Raw genomic sequence first — 25,795 nt, forward strand, 5'->3', positions numbered from 1 at the left:
TCTTCCTTCCCTCGCCCCCGGGTTCGGGGGGTTGTCCACAGGTCGTGCGGGGCACTGGTGCCGCCCCGCGCGGCGGGCCTAACGTTGATATCGGGGGCTCCCCGGGCCCGTCCGGTTTCGTGCTGCGCTCCTCGTGCCCGGGCCGCCCGACCCCTCCGGAGCGGGCTCCGGTCAGAACCGGTCAGGCCCGACCGGACCCGCCCCGCGGAGCCCGTCCCCGCGGGGCGTACCTCGAACCGCGCCTCGCAGGCCGGATCCCGTGGGCCGGGCCCCAAGGATCCGGACCCCACCGGCTCGGCCCGCGGCCCCACCTCGGTTCCGCCCTCAGTTCCGCCACAGCCGCGGAGCCCCTTTCCCCGTCACCTCCCGGGCACGGACCCGGGGCGGTTGGCGGGCTGGCCGCCCCGGGGTGGGTGCGGCGGAAGGGGGCCAGCCCCCGAACGGCGCACAAGGGAAAGGAGCGGTCCGGTGCCCTTCGCGGTCACCGCACCGGGGCGGATTCCGGACTAGGGCAGGTTCCGGGCGGCCTCGGCCAGGGCCGCCAGCTCCCCGGCCCCGTCGGCCCGCCCGTCGCGCACCGCCACGCGCAGCCGCCGCTCCAGGCGCCCGCCCTCGGGCAGGGGCAGCCGCGTGTCCCACGCCAGCGCGGGCCCCACCCCCGGGTAGTCCTCGGCCCGCAGGAACCACGGGTCGGTGTGCTCCCCGGGCTGGAGGAAGACCAGGGTCCACCCCCCGCTCGCGGTCGCGCCGCCGTCCCCGGCACCACGGCCTCCGGCACCCTCACCGCCGACCAGGGCCAGCCACTCGGCCCGCGAACCGTGCAGGGCCTTCTCTCCCTCCAGCCCGCCCGCGCCGACGACGACGGGCGGGGCCGCGGCCACGGGCGCGCGCCAGAACAGGCCCCCGTACCCGGCGCCGGGCCTGCCGTTGGTGGCGGGGCTGCCGATGCTCAGGTCGCGCCCCGAGGTGTTGCGCAGCTGCGTGCGCACGTCCAGCACCCAGGTGCGCCCGTCCAGGCCCGCGGCCCGTACGGTGCGCTCCTCGCTCAGCATCTCGGCTCCGTCCGGGCCGGTCCACGACAGCGCCTCCACACGGCGGTCCGCGGCCAGCTCCAGCCAGGACACGTGCCGCTGACGGCCGTGGTTGTCCAGCAGCACCGACCCCCGGTCGCGGGTGAAGGTGCGTCCGCCCCAGAAGCTCACCCCCGACACGTCGGGCACGGCCACGCCCACCCCGAAGTGGTGCAGGTGGTCGGCGGGCCGCTCCTCGGTGACCGGCACCCCGGCGAGGGTGCGCACCGGGTGCAGGTAGGGGCGCGGCGACAGGGTCGGCTCGATGTCGGTCCCGTCCCTGAGGACGGCCAGGACGCAGCCGTCCAGGGTCAGCGTGTTCACGGCGTGGCCTTCGCGTCGGTCGCTCCCGTCCGGGCCGCGGGGGACCAGGCGGGGTCGAGTTCGGAGAACAGCGCCAGGTGCTCGGCGCTGCGGTGGATGAGGGCGTCGATGCCGGGGACGATCCGGCGCACCCCCTCCTCGGTGCGGTACACGTGCTGCATGCCCGCCGGCAGCGCCACCGGGTCGGGCGCGGTGCGCACCGCTTCGAGCACGTGCATGAACGCCCGGGTGGCCTGGGGCGGCACCAGCAGCGGCTCGCCCCCGCGCACGTGCTCGACCAGGTTGGACAACAGGTGGGTGCGCGGGTGCGTGGTGGTGGCCGGGGGCCGGCCCGGCCGGTGCACGGTGACGCGGTCCAGCGTGTACTCGAACTCGATGCGCCCCAGGTCGCCGTGGACCACCAGGCGCGGCGGCAGGTGCTCGGGCGCGCACAGGGTCACCGCCAGGGTGATGGGCAGCCCGTCCGCGGTGCGCACGCGCACGCACGAGGTGTCGTCGGCCTCGATGGGGTGGGCGTGGAACATCTCCAGCTCCACGTCCCGCGGCGCCTCGGTCGCGGCTCCGGCCACGGCCAGCGCGGTGGCCAGGGCGTGGGCGAAGGGGTTGGTCAGCGCCCCGTCCACGACGTCGCGCCCCTGGAGGCGGCGGCGCCCCGCCCAGGGTGCGCGGTCGTAGTAGGCCGAGGTGCGCACCCACGTGCCCGCACCGCCGATGCCGCGCACGCGCCCCACCGCGCCCTCGCGCACCAGGGTGCGCACGGCCTCCACCGCGGCCGACCCCAGGCTCTGGAAGCCCACCTGGCAGGCCAGCCCGGAGGCGTCCACGGCCGCGGTGAGCTCCTCGAACTCGGCCAGGGTCGCGGTGGTGGGCTTCTCCAGCAGCAGGTGGGAGCCGTGTTCCAGCGCGGTGCGGGCCAGGGGCAGGTGGGTGTGGATGGGCGTGGCCAGGACGGTGATCCGCGCGCCGGTGCTCTCGATCGCCTCGCCCAGGTCGGCGTGGCAGGGCAGCGCGCCGTGCCCCTCCAGGTCGTCGTCCTCGGCCACGGGGCGCTGGTCGCACACGCCCACGAGCCGGATCAGGCCGCTGCCCGCCAGCTCGCGCAGGGAGCGCAGGTGGGCGCGGCCGTGGCCGTGGACCCCGGCCAGCAGCACGGGCACGGGTTCGCCCATCAGCTGCCCCCGAGCAGGTCGGCGACGCGGACCGGCGCCCCCGAGGCGATGGAGGCGTTGGCCGCCAGCCCGGTGAGCAGGGCGTTGCCGCCGTCGGAGTGGTCGGGGCGGATGCCGTCGTCCTCGCCGCCGAACAGCGAGTCGAGCATGAGCTGGTCGCCGCCGCCGTGGGTGCCCTCGCCCACCGCCACGGGGATCTCCTCGGGGGGCTGCCAGTGGCGTCGCAACCACAGCCGGGCGCTGGTGTGCTCCTTGGGGGCGGGCATGCCGCGCACGGGCGTGGTCTCGTCCTGCTCGGGCGAGGTGTACTCGAACTCGGTCATGTCCAGCTCCAGGCGCCCCCGGCTGCCGGTGATCGCGATCCGGTACCCCTCCCAGGGCGCGTAGGCGACCAGGTGGTAGGTCAGGCGCGCACCGGTGTCGTAGCCGACCAGCACGGACATGTCGTCCTCGATGGTGATGCCGGGTCCGAAGACGTTGAGGTCGCGCCGGTAGCCGTCCTCGTGCTCGGCGTCCAGGTACAGGGCCCTGAGGTCGGCGCTGTCGTCCATGTGCAGGGCGAAGGGGTCGCTCTGGGCGGCGTCCTCGCCGTGGCCGCGCTCGTAGTCGGCGGCCAGGCCGTGGCGGCGGCCGTTGTCGTCGCCGTAGAAGAACAGCCTCCCCGACGCGAACACGTCGGTGGGGCGGGCGCCGATCCACCAGTTGACCAGGTCGAAGTGGTGGCTGGCCTTGTGCACGAGCAGGCCGCCGGACTGGGTCTTGTCGCGGTGCCAGCGGCGGAAGTAGTCGGCGCCGTGGCGCAGGTCCAGCAGCCACTCGAAGTGCACCGACCCGACCTCGCCGATCACCCCGGAGGCGATGAGGTCGCGCAGCTGGCGGTGGACGGGGTTGTAGCGGTAGTTGAAGCCGACGGTCACCCGCCCCCCGGTGCGCTCCTGGGCCTCGTTGATGCGCCGCAGCCCCTCCAGGTCGGCGGTCATGGGCTTCTCGGTGATGGCGTCGAGTCCGGCGTCCAGGGCCGCCACGACGTAGTCGGCGTGGGTGCGGTCGACGGTGCAGACGATGACCTCGTCGACCCTCTCCTCCTTGAGCATGCGGACGAAGTCGTCTGGGGAGTAGGTCGGCACGGCGTCGAGCCCGGCGTCGGTGACGATGCGGTTGTGCACGGTCATGCGGGTGCTGTTGGTGTCGCAGAGGGCGACCAGACGTCCCCGGTCCCGGTGGGTGCCGGTCAGGGCCCGGGTGTACATCCGGGCGCGGGATCCGGTGCCGACGATCGCGTACCTGCGTGGGGTGGTGTGGTTCACACAGGGCATGGTAAACGCTTTCCCATCCGGTCGACAAGGGTGTCGACCAAGACGTGTCCGAGCGTCCGCACTCCCGTGACGCGCGACGGAGAGTGGCATATCCACTTCGGAGGGTGGGATTTCTCGTGCGAACGAGCGCGGGGGAGGAAAGCGCGCGGCAGAATCCGCGCCTCCGGGGCCGCCGGAAGCGTAACGATATGGGGCTTGGATCACAGTTCTCGGGAAACCTGCCGTTGACACCCATGTAACCCGGTGCTAGAAACTGAACATCTTAGTACGTGGATAGCGCTTACCAGAACATGTTTCGGCAGTTCATCACGTGTTCTCGCCCACAGCGTACGCGTCTCCGAACGAGATTGGCAGTTTCCATGAATCCAGGACCGCACGCGCCCGCCAGCGCTCCGGCGGTGGCCCCACAGGAGGGTGGATCCCCGTGAGCGCCCTCCTGCAACGGCGGCCCGCCAAGGCCCCCGACGCCCCGGCCGGCGCCAAGCCGCGCCGCAGGGTCGGCAAGAGCCCGGCCCCTGGCAAGCGGCGGAACGAGAACCTCGCCGCCTACGGCTTCCTGGCCCCGTGGTTCGTCGGCCTGGTGCTCATCACCGCGGGCCCCCTCCTGGCCTCCCTGTACTTCTCCTTCACCGACTACAACCTCATCGGCGACTACGAGTGGGTCGGCCTGGAGAACTACCAGCGGATGTTCGACGACGAGCGCCTGCACAGCGCGCTCAGGGTCACGTTCGTCTACGTCTTCGTGTCGGTGCCGCTCCAGCTCGCCCTGGCCCTGGCCCTGGCCATGATCCTGGACCGCGGCGTGCGGGGGCTGCCCCTGTACCGGTCGGTGTACTACCTGCCCTCCCTGCTCGGCGGCAGCGTGGCCATCGCCATCCTGTGGCGCCAGGTCTTCGGCGCGGAGGGCCTGATCAACCAGGTGCTCGCCTTCTTCGGCATCCAGGGCGAGGGCTGGGTCTCCCACCCCGACTACGCGCTGGGCACCCTGATCGTGCTCAACGTGTGGACCTTCGGCGCGCCCATGGTGATCTTCCTGGCGGGTCTGCGCCAGATCCCCGCCATGTACTACGAGGCCGCCGCGGTGGACGGGGCGGGCCCCCTGCGCCGCTTCTGGAACATCACCGTGCCGATGCTCACCCCGATCATCTTCTTCAACATGGTGCTGCAGTTCATCAACGCCTTCCAGACCTTCACCCAGGCGTTCGTGGTCAGCGGCGGCACCGGCGGCCCCTCGGACTCCACGCTCTTCTACACGCTCTACCTCTACCTGCGCGGTTTCGGCTCCTTCGACATGGGCTACGCCTCGGCGATGGCCTGGCTGCTGCTGCTGATCATCGGCGGGTTCACCGCGGTGAACTTCATCGCCTCCAAGTACTGGGTCTTCTATGGCGACTAAGACAATGCCCCCCGTGACCTCGCAGAAGCGCACGCGGGCCGAACACACACGACGGCTGATCACGCACATCGGGCTCATCGCCTTCGGGCTGGTCATGCTCTACCCGCTGCTGTGGATGCTCTCCAGCTCGTTCAAGCCCACCGAGGAGATCTTCCGCGCCCCGGGCCTGATCCCCGAGACCTTCACCCCGGGCAACTACACCGAGGGGTGGAACGCCCTCCAGTTCCCCTTCCACCACTACCTGCTCAACTCGGCGATCGTGGTGGCCGGGGCGATCGTGGGCAACCTCATCGGCTGCTCGATGGCGGCCTACGCCTTCGCCCGGCTGGAGTTCCGCGGCAAGCGGCTGTTCTTCGCCGTCATGATGGCCACGATCATGCTGCCGATCCACGTCGTGATCGTGCCGCAGTACATCCTCTTCGCCGAGCTGGACTGGATCAACACCTTCCTGCCGCTGATCGTGCCCAAGCTGCTGGCCACGGACGGGTTCTTCATCTTCCTCATGGTGCAGTTCATCCGCGGACTGCCCCGCGACCTGGACGAGGCGGCGCGCATCGACGGCTGCGGCCACGTGCGCATCTTCTTCCAGATCATCATGCCGCTGTCCCTGCCGGCCCTGGCCACCAGCGCGATCTTCACCTTCATCTGGACCTGGAACGACTTCTTCAGCCAGCTGATCTTCCTCACCGACCCGTCGATGTACACCGTCCCCGTCGCCCTGCGCACCTTCGTCGACTCGACCTCGCAGACCTCCTGGGGTCCGCTGTTCGCCATGTCGATCGTCGCCCTGGGCCCCGTCTTCGGTTTCTTCCTCGCGGGTCAGCGATACCTCGTCAAGGGCATCGCCACCACCGGAATCAAGTAGTCGAAGGGAACCGAACACATGCACGCACACCCTGGCAACGGGCGCCCCCAGGCCCGTCGCCGCAGCCCTTTCCTCTCCGTGGCCGCGGGAGTGGGCGCCGTCGTCATGGCGGCCACCGCCTGTGGCGGCTCCGAGCCCGACGACGGCACGGTCGAGCTGCGCTTCTCCTGGTGGGGCGCGGACGACCGCCACTCCACTACACAGCAGGTCATCGACCTGTTCGAGGCCGAGAACCCGGGCATCACCATCGTCCCCGAGTACACCGACTGGGCCGGGTACTGGGACCGCCTGGCCACCAGCACCGCCGCCAACGACGCCCCCGACATCATCACGCAGGAGGAGCGCTACCTGCGCGAGTACGGCGACCGCGGCGCCCTGCTCGACCTCAACGAGGTCGAGTTGGACCTGTCGGGGATCGACCCCCTGGTGGCCGAGAGCGGCGACCTGGACGGGCAGACCTTCGGTGTGGCCACCGGCGTGAACGCCTACGCGATCCTGGCCGACCCCCAGGCCTTCGAGGACGCGGGCGTGGAGATGCCCGACGACGAGACGTGGACCTGGGACGACTACATCGAGATCTCGGCCCAGATCAGCGAGGCCACCGACGGCGAGGTCGTGGGCACGCAGAGCATGTCCTACAACGAGACGGGCTTCCAGATCTTCGCCCGCCAGCGCGGGGAGAACCTCTACGCCGAGGACGGATCCCTCGGCTTCTCCCAGGAGACGCTGGAGGAGTGGTTCTCCGTCACCGAGCAGCTGGTGGAGAACGGCGGCCAGCCCGGCGCGGCCGAGAGCGTGGAGATCGAGGCGGGCGGCCCCGACCAGTCGGTGCTCTCCACCAACCAGGGCGCGATGGCCCACTTCTGGACCAACCAGCTGGGCGGCATCTCGGCCTCCTCCGGCCGCGACATCGAACTGCTGCGCTACCCGGGTGAGAGCACCGAGGACCGCACCGGCATGTTCTTCAAGCCGGCCATGTTCTACTCCATCTCCGCGGGCACCGAGCACCCGGAGGAGGCGGCGCTGTTCGTGGACTTCCTGCTCAACAGCGAGGAGGCGGCCGAGCTGATCCTGGCCGACCGCGGTCTGCCCGCCAACGTGGACGTGCGGTCCCACATCATCGACTCTCTGCCCGAGGCCGACGCCCGCAGCGCGGTGTTCCTGTCCGAGATCGAGGGCACGATCGTGGACGGCAACCCGCCGCCGCCGATCGGCGCGGGGCAGGTCGTGGACATCACCAAGCGCGTCACCGAGGACCTGACCTTCGGCGAGCTGACCCCGGCCGAGGCCGCGGAGCAGTTCATGTCGGAGGTCGAGGCGGCCACCGGCGAGGCCTGATCCGAGCCGCGTACCCGGCACCACCGCACGGGCGGGCCCGGCGGGAGGAGACCCTCCCGCCGGGCCCGCCCGCGTGTGCGGCCCGCCCGGTGGGGCGTTCCGGTGGCGTCCGTGCGCGGTCGTCCGTTCCTCAGGATGAGGCGGTGACAGGCGGTTGCTCGGGGTCGGACTCCGGCGGCGCGGGGGCCGGGGGCACGGCGGTCTGGGCGACGAGGGCGCCCGCGACGATGACGGCGGCGCCGACGGCCTGCACGGGGGTGAGCGCCTCACCCAGCAGCGCCCAGGCCAGCACGATCGCGGTGACCACCTCCAGGTAAGCGACCGCCCCGGCGACCTGCGGGGACAGTCGCCGGACCGCCGAGATTCCGAGGAAGTAGGCGAGCGCGGTGCACACCAGGCCCAGCCACAGGGCGGCCGCCCAGCCGGGGAAGGAGAACCCGCCGAGCGCGACCGGGTCGGCGAGCATGTGCCAGGGCAGCGTCCAGGGCCGGGCCAGGACGCCCAGCAGCGCCGCGGCGACCAGGGAGCCGAAGGCCACCACGGCCAGCGGGTGGGTGTCCTCGCCCATGCTGTCCGAGAGCAGGAAGAAGACGGCCTGCGCCGCGGCGGCTCCCAGCGCCAGCCCGACGCCGACCGCGTCCAGGCGCACGCCCGCCCACACCTCCAGCAGCAGGCCGAGCCCGGCCACGGCCAGGACCACGCCGACCACGGCGGCGGGGGAGACCCGGGTGCGGCGCACCACGCGCAGCCACAGCAGGACCAGGACCGGACCGAGGAACTCGATGAGCAGGGCGATGCCCACGGGGATGCGCGCGATGGAGGCGAAGTACAGCGCCTGGACCCCGGCCATCGGGAAGACGCCGTAGGCCAGCACCAGCAGCGGGCGGCGGCGGGCGGTGCGCCAGTGGGTCAGGGCCACGGGCAACAGCAGCAGCGCCGCACCGGCCACGCGCAGCCAGGTGACGTGGAGGGAGTCCATCCCCGCGTCCAGCAGGGGGCGGGCGAAGACGCCCGAACCGCCGAAGGCGAGTGCCGAGGCGAGCGCGAAGGCCAGCCCCGAGCTCCGGTGGCGCGCGGGTGGGACGGACACGGCGGTGCTCCCGGGGGATGGTGGGGACATGGGACCGTTGACGAGCATACGGCCGGGATCCGACGGAGGTTTCGTGCGGCGGGGTGGCCTCCGGCGGCGAGCGCCGTGCGCGGGGGCGTTCACGACCGGCAGCGGACACGGGAGGCGCTTGGGCACGGGCTCCTTCGGCTGTCTGCTGGCGCCGGGAGCGGACACGGGGTCGCGCCTCCCGCCGCGGGCACGAACCGCGTGGGGGTCGCACCCCTTCGGCGCGGGCTCCCATGGCTGTCGACCGTGCCGGGGACGAACAGGCGGCTGCTTCCCTCCCGGGTTGTCGGGCGACGGCGGCTCCGCTCCGACCTGCGCGCGCCCGCTGCCGCGACGGCCTCAGCCCTGTGCGGGGGTGAGGCCGATCTGGGCCCAGGCGACGTCGTGCCAGGCGTCGAACTTGCGGCCCACCCGGCGCATGACGCCCACGTCCTCGAAACCCAGGGAGCGGTGCAGGCCCAGGCTGGCCTCGTTGGGCAGGGTCATGCACGCGACGGCGGTGCGCATGCCGCGTTCGGCCAGACGGGGCAGCAGCTCCCGGTACAGGGCGCGGCCCGCGCCGGTGCGCCTGCGGCCCATCGCCAGGTAGACGCTGACCTCGCACGACCACCGGTAGGCGTCGCGGGTGCGGAAGGGTCCGCCGTAGGCGTAGCCGACGACCCCGTCGGCGTCCTCCAGCACGATCCAGGCGTGCCGCCGCTGGGCCGCGGCGATCCGTTCGGCCATCTGCTCGGCGGTGGGCGGCTCGTACTCGAAGGTGATCGCGGTGTCGGTGACGTAGGGGGAGTAGATCGCCGCGCACGCCGGGGCGTCCGCGGGGGTCGCGTCGCGGACAGTGAGGGTCGGCATCGAAGTCATGTCGACCATGGTATTCAGTCGTGCTCCCTATAGTGAACGTCATGAGCGACACACTGGGAACGGCCCTGGCCTCGACCCTGCGAGAGCTGCGCCGGGCCCGCGGACTGAGCGGAGGGGCGCTGGCCGAGCTGTCCGGTGTCTCCCGGGGCATGATCAGCCGGATCGAGAACGGCGAGGCCCAGCCCACCGCCTCCCTGCTGGGGCGGCTCGCCGCCGCGCTCGGCATCACCCTGTCGGAGCTGATCGCGCGCGCCGAGCAGGGCGACCGCCGCCTGGTACGCGCGCGCGAGCAGCCCGTGTGGACCGATCCCGGGACGGGATACCGGAGGCGCGCGGTCTCGCCCGCGTCCGGCGGCCCGATCGAACTGGTGGAGGTGGAGCTGCCGCCGGGGGCGCGGGTGGGCTTCCCCGCGCAGGCCTACGCCCTCACCCACCACCAGATCTGGGTGCTGGAGGGCACGCTCGCCTTCCGAGAGGGCGGTGTGGAGCACGTGCTGGAACGGGGCGACTGCCTGCACCTGGGCCCGCCCGAGCCGTGCGAGTTCCACAACCCGACCGGTGCGGACTGCCGGTACCTGGTGGTCATCTCCCGGCGCGGAGCCTGAGGCCGCGGACGGGCCCGGGCGCGCCTCGGGACCGGTGCCGGTGACCGCACGGGGGAGGCCGCGCCGCGTTCGAGGCCGTCCCGGAGGAGGCGAAGGCCCGATCGGAGCAGGAGGACCGGGTACCGGGGCGGGCACGAGCGCTCCCGGCACCCCGGGGCTCGGCCGTACGCCCCGCCCGCGGGACCAGGGAGCCGTCAGACCCCCGGCTCAGGACACCAGCGCTCCGACGAACACCGCGCGCTGGTCGGCCAGCCAGGCCTGGCGGCGGTCCCAGCGCTCCCACCCGCCCGTCCGCTCCAGGTCGCGGGCGAACAGGCCGTCACCGTTCTCGACCCGCTCGGCCACGAAGACGCGGGCGACGGCCGTGTACTCCTCGACCGTCCCCGGCAGGGCGCGGCGGTCCTCGGGGGAGAGCCCGTAGGCGTCGGCGAGGAGGCGCAGCCGGTGCGCGACGTCGCTCCCCTCGTGCGGGGTCCCGGCGGCCGAGACCGGGTCGAGCGCGGGCACCAGGTAGTAGGCCAGTGCCGCCACGTCCCAGACGGGGCGGCCCGGCGCGGCCAGGTCGAAGTCGATCAGGGCCGTGGCCCGGCCGCGGCGGAAGACGATGTTCTCCAGGCAGGGGTCGTTGTGGCACAGGATGGGACCGCCCTCGGGGTCGGCCATCCTGGTGGAGCCGGTGTTCCAGGCGGCCGAGGCGTCCACGGGCACGCGTGCGGCGGCGTCGTGGTAAAGGCGCAGCAGTTCGGCGCACGAGCGCAGGGTGTGTTCGGTGAACGCCCAGTCGGGGAACGGCGGGAGGGCGACGTCCCCCTCCACGAAGGTCAGCTCCTCCCGGCCGTCGTCGCGCAGCCGCAGCGGCACCGGAGCACCCCTGAATCCGCTCTCGCCCAGGGCGCGAAGGTGGGCGTGGATGGCGGGCGCGGCGGGTGTCGCGGTGCGCACGACGTGGCCGCCGTACCGGAACACCGTGGTCATCATGCCGCCGGCCAGCCGCTTCCCCCTGTTGTCGGTGCCGCTGTCGGTGTCGGTCGGATGGGTCATCGCTCTCCTCGGCGTCGAGGACCTGCGGCGGCGGGTCCACTCCGAAACTAGTGCCAGGAACCGTCCGAGGGGAGGCCGCGCCGCGTCACAGGTCGCCCCGGAGCGGGAAAGAGTCCGATCACAGCGGCGGAACCGGGACCGGACACGACCCCCGGGCCAGCGACTCGGCCCCGGCCACCCCGACCAGGGAGGCCGCCACGGCCGCGCGCACCGGCACCAGCGGCTCGGCGCCGTGCTCGACGGTGTCGCGAAAGCCCCGCAGCAGGCGCACCGTGCCCTCGGCCCCGCGTTCCACGGGCTCGCCGTCCAGCGACAGCGCGGGCGGGACGCGTTCCTCCTCGTGGGCGTCGCCGTCGGGGCGGGTCCACCCCTCGTGGCGCACGCGCACCGACCAGGCGCGCTCTCCCCGCGCCCGCACCGACTCGGCCAGCCCGCGGGTGCCGCGCACCGACACCCAGCTCCAGTGGCTGTCGGGTTCGCCCTGGAGGAAGCCGTTGCGGGTGACGGCCAGGGCGCCCGTGGACAGGCGCACCACCATGGTGCTGGCCTGGCGCGGCGCGGCCTCGTCCACGGTGAACGCGCTGACCTCCACCGGGTGCGCACCGGTGATCGCCAGGATCGGTGACAGGGAGTGGGTGCAGTAGGCGGTGGGGGCGATGCGCCCGCGCCAGTGGGCGGGGTCGCCGGTCAGCCCGGCGACGCCCTCGGGGGACATGCCGTGCAGGTAGTCGGCCTCGATGAGGCTGATCCGGCCCAGTTCGCCCGCCCGGACGGCCTCGCGGACGAGCAGCACGTGCGGGTGGAGGGTGTAGTTCTCGGCCAGGGAGTAGGTCGCCGACGAGCGGTCGGCCGCCGCGACCAGCGCCCTCGCCTCGGCCTCGTCGGCGCACGCGGCGGTCTCGGAGAGCACGTGGACGCCGCGGTCGAGGAAGGCCAGGGCCAGGGGCGCGTGGGCGTCGAAGTCGTTGGCCAGAATGACCCCGTCCAAGTCCTGGTCGAGCAGGTCCCGCCAGCGGTCGGTGAGGGTCGCGCCTGGCAGCCGCTCGCGGGCCGCGGCGTGCAGGGAGGGGTCGCGGTCGCAGGCCGCCACCACGTCCATGCCCAGTCTGGCGGCCCACACCGCCAGGTGCAGGCCCATCCCCAGTCCCACCACTCCCACGCGCATAGGGGCATCATCGTCCCCGGGCGGTCGCGGGGCAAAGGGATTACGCCGCACGCGCGGTCCGGGGGCGGGCCCCGCGCCCCGTGTGGCCCGCCCCGCCGCCCCGTGGCGGGGCGGGCGGCCCCGCGGTGCGGGGCCGGAGCCCTGGTCAGTCGGTGAGGGCGTCGACGGTGGGGACGACCGTGCCGAACAGGTCGGCGATGGTGGTCAGGGCGGCAGCCTGGAGGGTGGCGGCGGGCAGGACGGTGCCGTCCGGAGCGGTGAGGGCGCGGGTGGCGGTGGTCTCGGCGACGACGCTGGGGCGGTAGCCGAGGTTGAAGGCGCCCTGGGCCGTGTAGTTGACGCACATGTGCGTCATGAAACCGGCCAGCACGAGGTCCTTGCCGCTGCCCGGGGCGGCGCCCAGGGCGGTCAGGGTCCTCTCCAGTTCGGTGAGGTGGAAGGAATCGGGGAACCGCTTGACCACGACCGGCTCGCCGTCGGCCGGGGCGACCTCGTCGCTGATGGCGCCGATGCGGGCGTGGATGTCGTAGGGGGTGCCCTCGCCCCCGTCGTTGACGACGTGGACGACGGGAGTGCCCGCGGCGCGGGCGCGCTCCAGCAGCCGGGCGCTGGCCGCGAGGGCTTCCTCGGCGCCTTCCAGCGCCATGACGCCGGTGCGGTAGGTGTTCTGGATGTCGATCATGACCAGGACGGCGTCGCCCAGACCGGGCGGCTGGTCGTCCAGACCGATGACGCGGCGCAGGGTCGTGGATGGCTGGTTCGTGCTCATGGGATGCCTTTCGGGAGAAGCGGGGCATGGCGAAGCTCTCCGTCCTGCCGGTGCAGGAGGGGAGTACTGGTGGGCGCGGGGGTCAGGCGGCCTGGGTGCGGAAGCGGCGGCGGTAGGCGGCGGGGGTGGTGGCGAGCTGTCGCCTGAACGCCCGGTGCAGGGTCTCCGTCGAGCCGAACCCGGCCCTGGCCGCGACCCGGTCGAGCGGGTCGTCGGTGGTCTCCAGCAGGCGCCGGGCGGCCTCGACCCGGACGCCCTCGACGTAGGCGGCGGGACCGGTGCCGGTCTCCTGGGCGAAGACGCGGGCGAAGTGCCGTTCGCTCAGGTGCATCCGGGCCGCCAGCACCTCCGCGGACAGGTCCTCGTCGAGGTGGTCGGAAATCCACAGCAGCAGCTCGTCGATGTCGCGGCGGGCGGAGGCGGGCCGGCTGAGCGGCACGGAGAACTGGCTCTGCCCGCTCTGCCGCTTGAGGTACATCACCAGCTGCCGGGCCACCGCCAGCGCGACGTCCTCACCCAGATCCTCGGCCACCAGGGCGAGTGCGAGGTCCAGGCAGGCGCTGATCCCGGCGCCCGTCCACAGCCGTCCGCGGTCGGCGCGGACGAAGATCGGGTCCGGGTCGACCGTGACGGCCGGATGGTCGGCGGCGAGCTGCGCGGCGGTCGACCAGTGCGTGGTCGCGGTCCTGCCGTCCAGCAGTCCGGCCGCCGCCAGTACGTGCGCGCCCACGCACACCGACGCCACCCGCCGGGCGCAGGGGGCGGTCTCCCGCACCCACGCCACGACGTCGGAGTCGATCCGGGCCACGGGGCCGTCGTCGCTCATGTCGACCGCGCCGGGTACCAGCAGCGTGTCCACCTGTCCGCCGACGTCGTCGAAGGACACGTCGGTGAGCAGCCGCACGCCCGCCGACGTCCGCACCTCGCCGCGGGTCGGCCCGGCGAGGAGGACCCGGTAGTCGGCACGGCCCGGGGCCTCCTGGTTGGCCAGCGCGAAGACCTCGGCCGGGCCGGTGACGTCAAGGAGGTCGACGTCGGGGAAGACCCCGATGACGACACGGTGCGGAAGGGACATGGGTCCATCCTCACCGCCGCCGACCATGACCGCAATGACGACCGGCTGTCACATCCGGACACTGGTCCGGTCCTGCGGCCAGGCCCGGAAGCGTCTCCTGCGGCTCGGCGCCGGGGCCCGCGAGGTGGGACCCGTCCCCGGGCGGCGTCACGTACGCGCAACGCGACGGAAACACGCGCCGCGCGGCGGCCGGGGGTCCCCTTCCGGTGACGACTCCGTGCGAGCACGCGCTGACCTGTGGCGACACCGGTTCCCCGGAGGGGGCGGCCGACCGTGGCCACGGAGGATTTATGTTTACATCGAGGTAATACACTCCTCACACAGCCACGATCCGCAGGCGTGAGGACCTCAGGGCCTCGGATCACCACCATGTGTTGCGCCAGCGTGCGCTTGTTCGAGGTTCCCGACACAACGGCGTGTGGGGTGCCCGTTCCACCTGTGCTGAAAGGAACGTTCACCCATGCCCTTCGCCGACGAGGCAGGCCGTGACCACCACCCCGGAGTCCGATCCGCCTACGAGCACGTCGTGCGCCGCAACCCCGACGAGCCGGAGTTCCAGCAGGCGGTGCTGGAGGTCCTGGACGACCTCTCCCCGGCCCTGACCCGGCACCCCGAGTACGCCGAACAGCGCATCCTGGAGCGCCTGTGCGAGCCCGAGCGCCAGGTGGTCTTCCGGGTGCCCTGGCGCGACGACCAGGGCCGGGTGCACGTCAACCGGGGCTTCCGGGTGGAGTTCAACAGCGCGCTGGGCCCCTACAAGGGCGGGCTGCGCTTCCACCCCAGCGTCAACCTCGGCGTGATCAAGTTCCTGGGCTTCGAGCAGATCTTCAAGAACGCCCTGACCGGCATGAACATCGGCGGCGGCAAGGGCGGCAGCGACTTCGACCCCAAGGGCCGCTCCGAGGCGGAGATCGAGCGGTTCTGCCAGTCGTTCATGACCGAGCTGCACCGCCACCTGGGTGAGCACACCGACGTCCCGGCCGGGGACATCGGCGTGGGCGGCCGCGAGATCGGCTACCTGTTCGGCCAGTACCGGCGCCTGGCCAACCGCTGGGAGGCCGGGGTGATCACCGGCAAGGGCCTGGAGTGGGGCGGCTCACGGGTGCGCACCGAGGCCACCGGGTACGGCAGCGTGCTCTTCACCCAGCGGATGCTGGAGCGGTCGGACCGCGCTCTGGACGGCCAGCGCGTGGTGGTCTCCGGGTCGGGCAACGTGGCGATCTACTCGGTGGAGAAGGCCCAGCAGCTGGGCGCGAACGTGGTGGCCGTCTCCGACTCCGGCGGCTACGTGGTGGACGACAAGGGCCTGGACCTGGACCTGCTCAAGCAGGTCAAGGAGGTCGAACGCGCCCGGATCAGCGTCTACGCCGAGCGTCGCGGCGGGGGCGCCCACTACGTCGAGGGCGGCAGCATCTGGGACGTGCCGTGCGACGTGGCGCTGCCCTCGGCCACCCAGAACGAGCTGGACGCCGACGCGGCGCGCACACTGGTGCGCAACGGCGTGGTGGCGGTGGCGGAGGGCGCGAACATGCCCACCACACCCGAGGCGGTCAAGGTGCTGCGCGAGGCCGGTGTGCTGTTCGCGCCGGGCAAGGCGGCCAACGCCGGCGGTGTGGCCACCAGCGTGCTGGAGATGCGCCAGAACGCGCGGCGCACGTCGTGGTCCTTCGAGCACGCCGAGGCCGAGCTGGCCGAGACGATGGCGGGCATCCACGACCGCTGCGAGGAGGCGGCCGAGCGCTACGGGGCGCCGGGCGACTACGTGCTGGGCGCCAACGTGGCCGGGTTCGAGCGGGTGGCGGGCGCGATGCTGGCCCAGGGCCTGATCTAACGGTGGGGCGGGGTGTCACCGACGATTGGGAGGAGGCGGGCGTGTACGTCCGTGAGACCGGCGACGCACACGCTTCTCCTGTCCTGCTGCTGCACGGCGGCGGCGTCGCGGGATGGATGTGGCGTCCGGTGCTGGAGCGGCTCGGGGGCGCGGCCCGCGCGATCGTTCCCGACCTTCCCGGCCACGGACGCAGCGCGGACGAGGCGTACCGCTCACACGAGGAGACCGCCCGGGCCGTGGCGGAGGTCCTGGAGGAACGCGCGCCGCGCGGCGCGCTGGTCGCGGGGTTCTCCCTGGGGGCGCAGCTCACGACGCTCCTGGCCGCGACCCGGCCCGACCTCGTCACCGGAGCCGTCGTCGTGAGCGCCCAGGCCAGACCCCTCCGGTTCCCGGGCGCGACCCTGGGCCTGCTCGCCGCGACCGCGCCGCTCGCGCGACAGCGGTGGTTCGCCAGGCTCCAGGCGAGGGAGCTGTTCGTCCCGGACGAACTCCTGGACGACTACCTCCGCGACAGCGCCCGCATGAGCCGTGCGACCCTTCTCGCCAGCGTCGGCGAGAACATCCGCTTCACCCTTCCCCCCGGCTGGTCCGGTTTCGGGGGCCCGGCGCTGGTGATGGTCGGGGAACGGGAGCGCGGACTGATGCGCGATTCCGCGCGCGGCATCCGTGACGCCCTCCCGGGCTGCCGGCTGGCCTCCGTGCCGGGATGCGGTCACGGCATACCCCTCCAACGCCCGGACCTGTTCGCCCGTGTCCTGGCCGCCAGGGTGTGAGCGGCCCGTCCGGGCGCGGCTCCGGGGCCAGGGCGCGCGTCGGCGCCCCGGCCCCGGAGCCGTCAGGCGGGGGCACCCGGGCGTCGGGGCCCGGAGGCGGTCACGCGTTCGTCACCACAGGTGGTGGACCTGGGGCCGGACGAGTTCGTCGTAGACCTCGGCCACCCGGGCGCGGACCTCGGGGTCGAGCGGGGCCAGCTCGGCGGCGGAGGCGTTGCCGCGCGCCTGGTCGGCGTTGCGGGCGCCGGGGATGACCACGCTGACCCCCTCCTGGTCCAGGATCCAGCGCAGTGCGAACTGGGCCATCGTCACGCCCTCGGGCACCAGCGGGCGCAGGCGCTCCACCGCCTCCAGTCCGGTCGCGTAGTCGATGCCGGAGAAGGTCTCGCCCTTGTCGAAGGCCTGGCCCTCGCGGTTGAAGTTGCGGTGGTCGTCCTCGCCGAAGGCGGTGTCGGCGCTGAACCTGCCCGACAGCAGACCGCTGGCCAGGGGCACACGGGCGATGATGCCGACCCCGGCCTCGCGGGCGGCGGGCAGCACCCTCTCCAGCGGCTTGTGGCGGAAGGCGTTGAGGATGATCTGCACCGTGGCCACGTTGGGCCGGGCGATCGCGGTCAGGGCCTCGTCCACGGTCTCCACCGACACGCCGTAGGCGCGCATGCGGCCCTCGGCGACCATGGCGTCCAGGTCGTCGAAGACGGCGTCGGTGGCGATGACCCGCGAGGGCGGGCAGTGCAGCTGGACGAGGTCGATCGTGTCCACGCCCAGGTTCTGGCGGGAGCGGTCGTTCCAGGCGCGGAAGTTGTCGGGGTTGTAGTTGTCGGGGGTCTGGTCGGCGCGGCGGCCCATCTTGGTGGCCACGGTGATGCCGGGGCGCTCCTTGAGCAGCTGGCCGACGAGCCGCTCGCTGCGGCCGTCGCCGTAGACGTCGGCGGTGTCGAAGAAGGTGACACCGGCGTCGGCGGCCGCGTGCAGGGCGGCCAGGGCGTCGGCCTCGCTGACCTCGCCCCAGGAGGCTCCGATCTGCCAGGCGCCGAAACCGATGACGCCCACGTTGTTGCCGGTGCGGCCGAGTACGCGTGTTTCCATGGGTGCGATCCTAGGCCCTTGGGAGCGTTCCCATCTGCGTGGACTCCCCTGATCGCGTTCCGCTCCGGCGGCGGGGTTGACCCTGACCCCGGGTCAACCCCGCACCATGGCGGCATGAACACCGAGAACGCCACGACCAAGACGAACGGGCCCCACGAGCCGTACCGCGGACGGGGCCGCGGTGAGGAGCGGGACGGACGGGGCGCCGGGTCGCTGCGGCGCTTCACGGTCCACCACGACGGTGTCACCATCCCGGTGACCCGGGGCGGCCGGGGGCGGCCGCTGGTCCTGTGCCCCGGCCTGCACACGACACAGGCCGACCTGTGCGAGCTGGCCGGGCTGCTGCGGCGCGACCACGACGTGGTGACCTTCGACCTCAGGGGTCACGGCCTCGCCTCCGCCGCCGACCGGTACTCCTTCGAGGCCTTCCTCGGCGACCTCGGCGCCGTGCTGGCGGAACTGGAACGGCTCGGCCCGCCCGAGGCGCCCCTGCTCGTGGGCTACTCCCTGGGCGCGGACCTGGCCGTGCACCACGCCTCCGAGCACCCCGGCGGCGTCGCCGGACTCGTGCTCCTCGACGGGGCCAACCCGGTGCCCGAACCGTTCGTCACCGAGGCCGACCTGCCGCTCTTCCGCGCGATGTGGCAGGAGCAGGCGGCACGGCACGAGGCCGAGCGGGGCACCGCGCGTCAGGTGCTGCTCACCGCCCAGGAGGTCTTGGACCTGAACACGGAGATCGACGGGGTCCGGTCCACGATCCTCGACCGCTACGACAGGATCGACCTGCCCGTCAGCATGGTCGTGTCGACCGCGATGGCCGGTGACAGGGGCGGGGAACACGCGACACGGTTCAACCGGAACTGGCGTGCCGGTGTCGCGCGGCTCGTCCGCGCGCAGCCGCGCATCGCCGTGCACCGGCTCGACGCCGACCACCAGCTCGTCTTCACCCACGCCCCGGAGATCGCCCGTATCATCCGGGACACACGGGGCACGGGCGGGCGAGCCGAACCCTCGCACACACCCTGACCAGGAGGGATCGGTGCGATGCTGACCATCGGCGAACTGGCGTCGTACGCGGGGGTGACGGTGCGCGCGGTGCGGCACTACCACGCCAAGGGATTGCTGCCCGAGCCCGAACGCGACCGCTCCGGCTACCGCAGGTACGGCGCCGACGCCGTGGTCGAGCTGATCAGGATCAGGACCCTCGCCGGGGCCGGAGTCCCGTTGGCGCGTGTGCGGGAGCTGCTACGGGCCGACGAGGAGGAGTTCGCCGCGGCGGTCGCCGACATCGACGCGCGGCTGCGCGCGGAGATCCGGCAGCGGCAGCGGCACCGCGAGCAGGTCGCCCGGCTCAGAGCGGGGGACGGCCTGGCGCTGCCGCCGGAGGTGGTCGACCACCTCGCCCGGCTGCGGGGGCTCGGGGTGCACGAGCGGATCGTCAGGGCCGAGCGCGAGGGCTGGATCCTGCTGGCCGCGCACTCACCCGAACGGATCGCGGAGTGGACGGCGCGTAAGCGGGAGCAGCTCGCCGATCCGCGGTTCGTCGACTTCTACCTCGTGCTGGGCCGGGCGCTCGGCCGGAGCGGCGACGACCCGCGGTTGGCCGGGCTGGCCGACGAACTGGCCGACTACCTCACGCGGATGGCCGACGAACGGGGCGAGGACTACGTGGACGACACCGATGTCGAACCGGCGCTCGCCGAGCTGATGGACAGGCTGGTCTTCGACACGGTGCCCCCGGCGCGGCGGCTGATCGAGCTGCTGAAGGAGCGGGGCTGGTCCGGCTGGACCAGGCTCGAACGCGTGGACCCCGCGCCGGACGCGGCGCCCCGGAGGGGATGAGACGGGAGGACACGGCGGGGAGGGAGCCGCGGCCGCGGCGCTTCGGGGGGAGCGCCGGGGCCGAAGGCAGCCGGGTTCGGGGGCGGCTGGCCCAGGGGCCACCGGCACGGGACCGCCGGGTCCGGGCCCCTCCGCTTCGGGGGGCACCGATCCGGAGCGCCCGGTAAGCCCACCGCCGCGGGGCCGACGATCCGGAGTCCGCGGTACGGGGCCACCGGTCCGGGGATCGCGGGCACGGAAGCCGTCGGTGACGGAGGCGGCCCGGTGCCCTGCGCCTGTAACAGCGGTCATGCCCGGCGTTCACCGTGCCGCGACGGATCGTCCCCGGGCGTTCACACCGCGTTGCGCGCGGGCGGTTACCTTCGCTGCGTCAGCGTTCCCCCGGCAGAAAGGCACCCCCCGTGTCCCGCTTCGCCGCCCGACCCGCCCTCGCCCTGCTCGGCACGACCCTGCTGGCCCTGACCCCGGTCGTCGCCAACGCACCCGCCGCGTCCGCGGCCACCGCGCCCGAACGCGTGATCCTCTCGCCCACGGCCGATCCCGCCACCTCCCAGACCCTCGCCTGGCGCTCGGACGGCTCCGGGTCGCCGGTCATGCAGATCGCCCCCGCCGCCGACCCCGGCCGGGTCACCACGGTCGAGGGCGCCGACACCGGCTCGGCCAGCGGCACCTTCCACGCGGCCACCGCCACCGGTCTGACCCCCGACACCGCCTACCGCTACCGCGTCGGCGACGGCACCGCCTTCAGCCCCTGGCGCACCTTCACCACCGCGGCCTCCGGCGCCGAACCCTTCACCTTCCTGTACTTCGGCGACGTCCAGAACGGCATCTCCACCGGCGGTGCCACGGTGGTGCGTGCCGCCCTGGCCGCCGAACCCGACGCCGAGCTGGTCGTGCACTCCGGTGACCTGGTCGACTCGCCCAACAGCGAGTCGCAGTGGACCGAGTGGTTCGGCGCCTTCGGCCCCGAGGCCACCGGCACCGTCAACCACCTCGCCGCCCCCGGCAACCACGAGTACTCGCTGCTCTCCCTGAGCCGGTACTGGAACCCGCAGTTCCCGGGCGCGGGCAACGGGCCCGCCAGCGGACGCCACCTGCCCCAGACCGTCTACCACACCGACTACCAGGGCGTGCGCTTCGTCGTCCTCAACTCCAACTACCGCAACGCGGCGCCGCTGAGCGCCGACTCCTGGCTGGACACCCAGCAGCGCTGGCTGGAGGAGGCCCTGGCCACCAACCCCCACCCCTGGACGGTGGTCACCTTCCACCACCCGGTCTTCTCCAACAGCCCCAGCCGCGACAACGGCCCCCTGCGCGACTCCTGGCTCGACACCCTGGAGGAGCACGACGTGGACCTGGTCCTCCAGGGCCACGACCACTCCTACGGCCGGGGCAACCTGACCGCGAACCGCACCGACGACCCCGACGTGCAGACCGGCCCGGTCTACACCGTCGCGGTGACCGGCACCAAGATGTACGACGCCTCCGCCTCCAACTGGACCGACAACGGCGCCGAGGTGCGCGTGCAGCTGACCGACACCTCCACCTTCCAGGCCGTGGAGGTGGACGGCGCCCGCCTGCGCTACACCGCCCGCACCGCCGACGGCGCGGTCGTGGACTCCTTCACCATCGACAAGGGCGACGGCAAGCGCGTGACCGACACGCTCTGAGCCCCGGCGCGGCGCCCCCGGTCCCTCGCCGGGGGCGCCAGGCGCGACGAAGGACCCCGAGCGCCGGTACGGCGGGCGCCCGGAACGCCCTCGGAACGGCCCTCAGCCGTCGAAGCCGGTCAGCGCGCCCCGGCCGTCGAACCTGGCCGCCGACGCCCAGGCGATCTCCCAGCGGTTGCCCTCGGGGTCCGCGACGTACGCCGACCGGCCTCCCCAGGGGCGCTCCACCGGTTCGGCCACGACCGTGGCACCGGCCCGCACCGCGGCCGCGAAGGCGCTGTCCACCTGCTCGGGGCCGTCCACGTTGCAGGCGAGCGTGATCCCCGACCAGCCGACGGGGCCGGGGGCGCCGTCCGCCGCCTCGGCGGCCAACTCCTCCACGGGGTACAGGGCCAACAGGACGCCGCCCAGGAGGAAGGCCGCCCAGCCGTCACCGCTGGCCGGGACCTCCTCCCAGCCCAGGGCCCTGTAGAACCGGCGGAGCTCAGGCAGGTCCCGGGCTCCCAGCGTCACGACGGACAAACGCGCGGGCAGGTCAGACATGCCCGGAGGCTACGCGTTCGGCGTCCGGTGAGGGAAGGACCGGAGGGCCTGAAGTCCCAGCCAGCTGCCTCGGCCCGAAGCGTTCCCGGTAGGCGGAGGGGCTGACCCCGGTGTGGGCGCGCACGCTCGCGCGCAGGTTGGCGGTGCTGCCCAGGCCGCTGGCGCGGGCGACCGTCTCCAGCCCCATCCCGCCCGCCTCGATCAGGCGGCAGGCCAGCAGCACCCGCTCGGCGCGCAGCCAGGCCAGCGGGGTCGTGCCCAGCTCGGCCCGGAAACGGCGGTGCAGGGTCGCGGGGCTGACCGACGCCCGGGCGGCCAGGCCGGCGACGGTGAGAGGGGAGTCCAGGCGCTCGCGCGCCCAGTCCAGGAGCGGGGACAGGGAGGTGTCGGCTGCCTCGGGGACGGGCCTGGGCACGAACTGGCGCTGCCCGCCCTCGCGGTGGGCGGTGAACACCAGCCGTCTGCTGACGGTGTTGGCGACCCCCTCCCCGTGGTCGCGGCGGATCAGGTGCAACCCCAGGTCCAGGGCGGCGGCGCTGCCCGCCGCGGTGAGCACACGGCCCTCGTCCACGAACAGCACGTCCCGCTCCAGCCGGACGCGGGGGTAGGTCCGGGCGAACAGTTCCTCGAACCGCCAGTGCGTGGCGGCCCGGCGGCCGTCCAGGACCCCGGCCGCCGCCAGGGTGAACGCGCCGCTGCAGAAGCTCACCAGACGGGCGCCTCGCCGGTCCGCCGCGCGCACGGCCTCCACCACCTCCGGGGAGGGCGGCACCTCGGGGTCGGGGCGGTTGGGCACGATGACGGTGTCGGCCTTCGCGACCGCCTCCAGCCCGGCCAGGCCGCCGAGGGTGAACATGCCCCGGTGCACGCGCACCTCGGGCACGGCCGCGCACACCGTCAGGTCGTACCAGGGGCGGTCGATCTCGGGGCGGCGCAGCCCGAACAGCTCCGTGGCCACGCTCATCTCGAAGGGATTGGAGCCCTCGTCCACGACGAGGGCCACGCGGTGCGAGGATCCTTGCGGCATGTGCGATTCCTAGCACTTCCCCGGGCGGTGCGCCATCGCCAGGATGGCCCTCATGAGCGAACAGCCGATCAGCCTGAACGACGCGCTGGACTCCTTCGAGCAGCTGTGGAGCCCGCGCATCGTCACCCGGGTCAACGACTACGACGTGCGCGTGGCCAAGGTCCGGGGCGAGTACGTGTGGCACGCCCACGACGACACCGACGAGTTCTTCCTGCTTCTGGACGGGGACCTGCGCATCCGGTTGCGCGAACGCGCCGGGGGAGCCGAGCGGGTGGTCACCCTGGAGAGGGAATCGGTCTTCGTGGTGCCGCGCGGGACCGAGCACCGGCCCGAGTCCGACGGCGGGGCCGCCATCCTGCTGTTCGAGCCGACGGGAACGCTGACGGTGGGCGACCGGCACGAGGAGGTGCCCGACCACGTGGACGCCACCACCGGGCACGCCCTGGACGCGGGCTGACGCGGGGGACCGGTCGCACCGGTTCGCACGCGGGGCGCTCCGTAGCGTCGGTCCCGTCCTCCTTCGCCCCGGCCCGGGCCTCCCTCCGGCCCGGAGCCGCCGTGGAGACCCTGTTCGTCCGCCCCGGAGCGCGGGCCCCGCGCTCCGGGGCGGAGCGCGGAGCCCGTCAGGAAGGGTCTCGTACCGCGGTCGCTCCGCGCCTCAGGAGCCGTCCCGCAGTTCGGCCAGGCGCTCGCCGGTGAAGCGGATGCGGTCGAAGGTGACGGCGCAGCCGTCGCCGGTCGGCGACTGGGCCTCGAACCCGATCCGGGCGGACGCGGCGTCGTCGATGGCGAAGAACCGGATCATCCGCCAGGCCGTGCCGTCCAGGGAGGCGTGGTAGGCGAAGGTCCGGCCGATCCGCGAGACGCGCAGCCACACCGTCCGGCCTTCGACGGTGAAGCCGTTGGCGTCGTCCGAGACGCCCCGGGTGACCACGGAGACGACCATGGGTTCGCGGTCGGGGGAGTACTCGAAGCAGAGCTTGCCCCAGTGGCGGTCATCGATCCACAGGAGCAGCACTCCGGCGTCGAAGGCCGACGCGAAGTCGACGGTGACACGCGCGCTGAACTGGAAGTCGCCTTCCGGGGGGACGCCGAGCAGGGTCTCGGCGTTGAGCGTGGCCGCGGCCTCGACCCGGGGGTCGGTGTCCGGGGAGATGAAGATGTCGCTGCGGGCGGTCGCGGCGGCCGTCACCGCGCCGGTCTCCTTCTCGACCGCCCATGCTTCCTCGGAGGACGGGGAGAGGGCGAAGGGCAGTCCCGGTACGTTCCAGGCGAGGGTCATGACTGCTTCCTCCGGTGCGTGGTGCCAGGGGGTGGAAGGCCCCAGGCCCCGCCGGACTGCGGGGTGGGGCGGGGTCTTTCGACAGCTGCCGCGGGGGGAGCGGACCACGTAAGCCTAGAAGGGGTCGGGCGCGAAGGCTCACGCGGGCGCCGCCGACCGGCCCGCCAGGAGAGAGGCCTCCGGGTCCGCCCCCTGCTGACGGGAACGCTGGCATCGGCAGAGGGCGCTGGGCGCCCGTCCACGTGGACGCCACCACCGGGCACGCGCTGGGCGCTCAAGCAGTCGTGACCGTCGGACCGGACGCACGTGCGGTGCCGCCGCCCGATCCCGCGCGGCTTCACCTGAGGAGATCCACGCGCCGGTGCTCTCGAACGCCTCGCCCAGGTCTGCGTGTCACAGCAACGCGCCGCATCCTCCTTCCTGGTCTGAGCACACCGTGCCGGGGCCCGGGCTCCGCACCGGTCCGGCGAAGCCCGGCAGGCACTCGCGGAGTCAGGGTCGGTTCTTGGACAGGTCCTGGACGATGGTCCGTTCGGGGACGAAGCGGACGAGTCGTGCGTCGTCGTCGAAGTCCTTGAAGTCGGCGGGCCAGGTGGACTCGTCGTCGCCCAGGTAGCGGCGGAGCTTGCGTCTGGAGCGTTCCTCGTCGTAGGGCACGACCTCGGCCTTACCGCGCATGATGACCTGGAGGAACTCCAGCCTCTCCAGGTCACAGGTGTCCACGACCAGCGCGACCCGGGGGTCCTTGGCCAGGAACCGCGACATCCGCGAGTAGGCGCCGGTGATCCACCAGACCGCGCCCTCCTCCCACAGGAACCACACCGGACGCACCGTGGGCGCGCCGGAGGAGTCGGAGGCGGCCACCCTGGCGACCAGGGGCCGGGCCAGGAAGGCGTCGACGTCGAAGGGGTGCTCGTGCTGGCTGAGGGTGCCGGGGGTTTCGCTCACAACATCAGGCTAGGCGGCCCGGGGCGGCGGGAGAAGGAGCTTTTCCCAGCTGTGGACAACCCGTCGTGGGGGTGTGCGGTGGCGGATCGGACGGAGCTGCCGCGACCACGAGAGCCCCGCCGAAACCGGCTCCGCGCCCAGAGCCCTGATCAGGGGTGAGGGGACCGCCGCAGCTTGGCCGACTCCTCCTCGCCGAAGTCCTTGGAGAGGCCCGGGACGGCCGAGGCGGCCCCGACCTCGGGTGGGGCCAGTTCGGGTTCGTCGTTCTGGAGGGCGAACGCGGGTGCCCAGCGGGCACCGTGGTCCGGCGCGTCCACCACGGAGTGGAGGTACAGGTGCTGCCGAAGCCGCCGTGGGCGATGTGCATGAAGAAGCTCGTGCCGTCGGCGCCGCTGAACAGCTGGGCGTAGGAGGAAGCTCAGGGACCGCCGTACTCGGCGAACGGACGCCGGTTGAACCCGGCACGGCGACGCAGTCCGTCCGGTCCTCCTCGACGGCCCGGGTGGCGCACGCTTCGTTGACGGGGTCGGGTCCCGGCGCCCACGCGCCGTCCCGGTAGTGCGGTGCGGTGGTGGTCATGGGGGTCGTGCTCGCAGGTAGACCCGGTTCGCGGGCGGAGTCGGCGGTATCGGCCGGCCCCGGACGACGACCCGGCGCGCAGAAGCCCGGTGTGCCCCGGTCC

General features: G+C 73.2%; 25 protein-coding genes. 10 read left to right on the forward strand and 15 right to left on the reverse strand.

Features of this window, described 5'->3' with window-relative positions:
• Window positions 1-506 precede the first annotated feature (506 nt).
• Genes UIS43_RS03830 through UIS43_RS03840 form a run of 3 tightly spaced genes read right to left on the reverse strand, consistent with a single transcriptional unit; the run spans window position 507 to window position 3,870 of the window.
• Window positions 507-1,394: a PmoA family protein gene (locus tag UIS43_RS03830; RefSeq protein WP_370012488.1), complete on the reverse strand. Its 888-nt coding sequence runs from the start codon at window positions 1,392-1,394 to the stop codon at window positions 507-509.
• Entirely contained in the window at window positions 1,391-2,563 is a 1,173-nt protein-coding gene (locus tag UIS43_RS03835) for a Gfo/Idh/MocA family oxidoreductase (RefSeq protein ID WP_358453390.1), read from the reverse strand. Before UIS43_RS03835 ends, UIS43_RS03830 begins: the two co-directional genes overlap by 4 nt.
• Window positions 2,563-3,870: a Gfo/Idh/MocA family protein gene (locus tag UIS43_RS03840; RefSeq protein ID WP_117198053.1), complete on the reverse strand. Its 1,308-nt coding sequence runs from the start codon at window positions 3,868-3,870 to the stop codon at window positions 2,563-2,565. The genes UIS43_RS03835 and UIS43_RS03840 overlap by 1 nt, the downstream gene beginning before the upstream one ends.
• A gap of 433 nt (window positions 3,871-4,303) precedes the next feature.
• Here UIS43_RS03840 and UIS43_RS03845 point away from each other — a divergent pair, with 433 nt between their 5' ends.
• Genes UIS43_RS03845 through UIS43_RS03855 form a run of 3 tightly spaced genes read left to right on the forward strand, consistent with a single transcriptional unit; the run spans window position 4,304 to window position 7,478 of the window.
• Window positions 4,304-5,275 carry a carbohydrate ABC transporter permease gene (locus UIS43_RS03845; protein ID WP_013153067.1) on the forward strand — a complete coding sequence of 324 codons (972 nt, stop codon included), beginning with the start codon at window positions 4,304-4,306 and terminating at the stop codon, window positions 5,273-5,275.
• Window positions 5,265-6,140, forward strand: a complete 876-nt coding sequence (locus UIS43_RS03850) for a carbohydrate ABC transporter permease (protein ID WP_013153068.1) — start codon at window positions 5,265-5,267, stop codon at window positions 6,138-6,140. The genes UIS43_RS03845 and UIS43_RS03850 overlap by 11 nt, the downstream gene beginning before the upstream one ends.
• An 18-nt stretch (window positions 6,141-6,158) precedes the next feature.
• The gene (locus UIS43_RS03855) at window positions 6,159-7,478 is read left to right on the forward strand and encodes an ABC transporter substrate-binding protein (RefSeq protein WP_013153069.1); all 1,320 of its coding nucleotides are present in this window, start codon (window positions 6,159-6,161) and stop codon (window positions 7,476-7,478) included.
• Window positions 7,479-7,608: 130 nt separating this feature from the next.
• Here UIS43_RS03855 and UIS43_RS03860 read toward each other — a convergent pair whose 3' ends face one another.
• Both UIS43_RS03860 and UIS43_RS03865 read right to left on the reverse strand, forming a co-directional pair.
• Window positions 7,609-8,568, reverse strand: a complete 960-nt coding sequence (locus UIS43_RS03860) for a DMT family transporter (RefSeq protein WP_041552644.1) — start codon at window positions 8,566-8,568, stop codon at window positions 7,609-7,611.
• Window positions 8,569-8,934: 366 nt separating this feature from the next.
• The gene (locus UIS43_RS03865) at window positions 8,935-9,462 is read right to left on the reverse strand and encodes a GNAT family N-acetyltransferase (protein WP_013153071.1); all 528 of its coding nucleotides are present in this window, start codon (window positions 9,460-9,462) and stop codon (window positions 8,935-8,937) included.
• 32 nt (window positions 9,463-9,494) lie between these two features.
• On the opposite strand from UIS43_RS03865, the gene UIS43_RS03870 reads away from it, so the two are divergent.
• Window positions 9,495-10,058: an XRE family transcriptional regulator gene (locus tag UIS43_RS03870; protein ID WP_013153072.1), complete on the forward strand. Its 564-nt coding sequence runs from the start codon at window positions 9,495-9,497 to the stop codon at window positions 10,056-10,058.
• Between the two features lie 207 nt (window positions 10,059-10,265).
• Here UIS43_RS03870 and UIS43_RS03875 read toward each other — a convergent pair whose 3' ends face one another.
• The 4 genes from UIS43_RS03875 to UIS43_RS03890 all read right to left on the reverse strand — a co-directional run bounded on the left by UIS43_RS03875 (window position 10,266) and on the right by UIS43_RS03890 (window position 14,108).
• Window positions 10,266-11,099: a phosphotransferase gene (locus UIS43_RS03875; RefSeq protein WP_370012492.1), complete on the reverse strand. Its 834-nt coding sequence runs from the start codon at window positions 11,097-11,099 to the stop codon at window positions 10,266-10,268.
• A 118-nt stretch (window positions 11,100-11,217) separates the two neighbouring features.
• Complete coding sequence (locus UIS43_RS03880) at window positions 11,218-12,264, reverse strand: Gfo/Idh/MocA family protein (RefSeq protein ID WP_013153074.1); 1,047 nt, start codon at window positions 12,262-12,264, stop codon at window positions 11,218-11,220.
• 145 nt (window positions 12,265-12,409) lie between these two features.
• Window positions 12,410-13,033, reverse strand: a complete 624-nt coding sequence (locus tag UIS43_RS03885) for a cysteine hydrolase family protein (protein WP_071622071.1) — start codon at window positions 13,031-13,033, stop codon at window positions 12,410-12,412.
• A gap of 82 nt (window positions 13,034-13,115) precedes the next feature.
• Window positions 13,116-14,108, reverse strand: coding sequence for a GlxA family transcriptional regulator (locus UIS43_RS03890; protein WP_370012494.1), 993 nt, complete (start codon window positions 14,106-14,108; stop codon window positions 13,116-13,118).
• A gap of 460 nt (window positions 14,109-14,568) precedes the next feature.
• On the opposite strand from UIS43_RS03890, the gene gdhA reads away from it, so the two are divergent.
• Both gdhA and UIS43_RS03900 read left to right on the forward strand, forming a co-directional pair.
• Window positions 14,569-15,939 (forward strand): NADP-specific glutamate dehydrogenase, encoded by a 1,371-nt coding sequence (gene gdhA / locus UIS43_RS03895; protein WP_013153077.1) that lies wholly within the window; start codon window positions 14,569-14,571, stop codon window positions 15,937-15,939.
• 41 nt (window positions 15,940-15,980) lie between these two features.
• The gene (locus tag UIS43_RS03900; RefSeq protein WP_013153078.1) at window positions 15,981-16,712 is read left to right on the forward strand and encodes an alpha/beta fold hydrolase; all 732 of its coding nucleotides are present in this window, start codon (window positions 15,981-15,983) and stop codon (window positions 16,710-16,712) included.
• 111 nt (window positions 16,713-16,823) lie between these two features.
• Here UIS43_RS03900 and UIS43_RS03905 read toward each other — a convergent pair whose 3' ends face one another.
• Window positions 16,824-17,801, reverse strand: a complete 978-nt coding sequence (locus UIS43_RS03905; protein ID WP_013153079.1) for an aldo/keto reductase — start codon at window positions 17,799-17,801, stop codon at window positions 16,824-16,826.
• A gap of 114 nt (window positions 17,802-17,915) precedes the next feature.
• On the opposite strand from UIS43_RS03905, the gene UIS43_RS03910 reads away from it, so the two are divergent.
• From UIS43_RS03910 to UIS43_RS03920, 3 genes are all read left to right on the forward strand, one after another.
• A complete protein-coding gene (locus tag UIS43_RS03910) occupies window positions 17,916-18,827 on the forward strand; it encodes an alpha/beta fold hydrolase (RefSeq protein ID WP_013153080.1) in 912 nt (303 codons plus the stop codon).
• A gap of 18 nt (window positions 18,828-18,845) precedes the next feature.
• Window positions 18,846-19,643, forward strand: a complete 798-nt coding sequence (locus UIS43_RS03915; RefSeq protein WP_013153081.1) for a MerR family transcriptional regulator — start codon at window positions 18,846-18,848, stop codon at window positions 19,641-19,643.
• A gap of 401 nt (window positions 19,644-20,044) precedes the next feature.
• Entirely contained in the window at window positions 20,045-21,313 is a 1,269-nt protein-coding gene (locus UIS43_RS03920) for a metallophosphoesterase family protein (RefSeq protein ID WP_013153082.1), read from the forward strand.
• Between the two features lie 102 nt (window positions 21,314-21,415).
• On the opposite strand, the gene UIS43_RS03925 is transcribed toward UIS43_RS03920, so the two are convergent.
• Window positions 21,416-21,856, reverse strand: a complete 441-nt coding sequence (locus tag UIS43_RS03925) for a VOC family protein (protein WP_013153083.1) — start codon at window positions 21,854-21,856, stop codon at window positions 21,416-21,418.
• Entirely contained in the window at window positions 21,849-22,883 is a 1,035-nt protein-coding gene (locus tag UIS43_RS03930; RefSeq protein ID WP_013153084.1) for a helix-turn-helix domain-containing protein, read from the reverse strand. The genes UIS43_RS03925 and UIS43_RS03930 overlap by 8 nt, the downstream gene beginning before the upstream one ends.
• 52 nt (window positions 22,884-22,935) lie before the next feature.
• On the opposite strand from UIS43_RS03930, the gene UIS43_RS03935 reads away from it, so the two are divergent.
• Window positions 22,936-23,340 carry a cupin domain-containing protein gene (locus UIS43_RS03935; protein ID WP_370012499.1) on the forward strand — a complete coding sequence of 135 codons (405 nt, stop codon included), beginning with the start codon at window positions 22,936-22,938 and terminating at the stop codon, window positions 23,338-23,340.
• 201 nt (window positions 23,341-23,541) lie between these two features.
• Here UIS43_RS03935 and UIS43_RS03940 read toward each other — a convergent pair whose 3' ends face one another.
• The 3 genes from UIS43_RS03940 to UIS43_RS03950 all read right to left on the reverse strand — a co-directional run bounded on the left by UIS43_RS03940 (window position 23,542) and on the right by UIS43_RS03950 (window position 25,433).
• Window positions 23,542-24,165, reverse strand: a complete 624-nt coding sequence (locus UIS43_RS03940; RefSeq protein ID WP_370012500.1) for a DUF1349 domain-containing protein — start codon at window positions 24,163-24,165, stop codon at window positions 23,542-23,544.
• A gap of 492 nt (window positions 24,166-24,657) precedes the next feature.
• On the reverse strand, window positions 24,658-25,113 hold the full coding sequence (locus UIS43_RS03945) for a pyridoxamine 5'-phosphate oxidase family protein (protein ID WP_013153087.1): 456 nt from the start codon (window positions 25,111-25,113) through the stop codon (window positions 24,658-24,660).
• A gap of 149 nt (window positions 25,114-25,262) precedes the next feature.
• Window positions 25,263-25,433, reverse strand: coding sequence for a hypothetical protein (locus tag UIS43_RS03950; protein WP_370012501.1), 171 nt, complete (start codon window positions 25,431-25,433; stop codon window positions 25,263-25,265).
• Window positions 25,434-25,795 lie beyond the last annotated feature (362 nt).

It is taken from the genome of Nocardiopsis sp. LDBS0036, assembly GCF_041228755.1.
GTDB lineage: Bacteria > Actinomycetota > Actinomycetes > Streptosporangiales > Streptosporangiaceae > Nocardiopsis > Nocardiopsis dassonvillei.